General features: G+C 74.6%; 1 protein-coding gene. It reads left to right on the top strand.

All coding sequences use genetic code 11. The annotated features are described in order from the left end of the window. Positions 1-115: 115 nt before the first annotated feature. Positions 116-1,219, top strand: a 1,104-nt coding sequence (locus KN815_RS49130) for an ROK family transcriptional regulator (RefSeq protein WP_253209748.1), incomplete at its 3' end; no start/stop codon positions are given.

Below are 1,219 nucleotides of genomic sequence, written 5' to 3'. Positions count from 1 at the left end.
GCCCGGCGCGGCCGTCCGTCCGGCACCACCGGCGCTGCCCGCGGGGCGGCTTGCCCGCTGGGCCGGACACCGTCTCCACCTCATCACCTGGGGTGGAGCGGTGGGACCTGCCGGGTTGCCGGCGAACACTCGCACGCATGTGGCGCCCGCGTCGATGGGTTGGGCCGCCACGGTCTCCCTGATCGCCCAGCTCGAGCTGGCGCATCAGCCGCAGGCCGCGCGGGTGGCCTTCGACGCACTGTCGGACACGGCGCGTGCGTGGTCCCGGACACCGGGCGGCGCTCCGGTCTGGTGGCTGCGCCCGGATCGTGCGGCGGCGGCCGGGCAGCGGCGTGCGGTGCACCGCGCCCTCGATCAGCCCGCGTTGGGGTCGTTCGACGAGAAGCTGGTCATCGAGTCGGTCAGGGTGGCGGGTTCGCTCAGCCGGATCGAGATCGCCGAGCGCACGGGGCTGACTCCGCAGGCGGTCTCCCGGATCACCCGCGACCTGCTCACCTCCGGGATCCTCGGGGCCGACGAGCGGCGCTCGACCGGCACCGGCAAGCCACGGGTGCCGCTGCGGCTGCGTCCGGAGGCGGGCTGCGCGATCGGCATCCACGTGGATCCCGAGTTGATCACCCATGTGCTGGTCGATCTGTGCGGCACCGTACGGTCGCGTCACACACTCGCGGTGCCGCAGCGCGGCGACCCTCAATCCTGCATGGAGTGGATGGAGCGCACGACCCGGCACACACTCGCTGCCGCGGGGCGGCTCGGGCGAAATCTGCTCGGGGTCGGTGTCGCGGCGCCCGGCCCGTTGGACGCGCGGCAGGGCGTGCTGCTCAATCCGCCGCTGTGGGCGGCGTGGGGCGAGGTGCCGCTCCGCGCCGAGCTGGGCAGGATGCTGGGTCGGCCGGTGCTCCTGGAGAAGGACGCGACGGCCGCGGCCATCGGCGAGCAGTGGCTCGGCGCGGGCGAGAGCGGCACCGACTTCGTGTATCTGTATCTCGGTGCGGGGGCGGGCAGCGGCGCGTTCCTCAACGGCGATGTGTTCCGGGGCGCTTCGGGCAACGTCGGCGAGTTCGGCGAGCTCGCCGCCTACGCGCTCGGCCAGGTGACTCCCGAGGGCGGCCCGTTGATGGTTCCCGAGTGCGCGCCGATGTCCGCGGTGGTGGCCCGCGCGGCCCGGGCGGGTCTGCGTGCGGCGCCGGGCGAGCACGCCTACGGCGCGGTGTGCGCG

This window comes from Streptomyces niphimycinicus (assembly GCF_018883605.1).
GTDB lineage: Bacteria > Actinomycetota > Actinomycetes > Streptomycetales > Streptomycetaceae > Streptomyces > Streptomyces niphimycinicus.
This window is presented reverse-complemented; position numbering and strand designations above follow the sequence as displayed.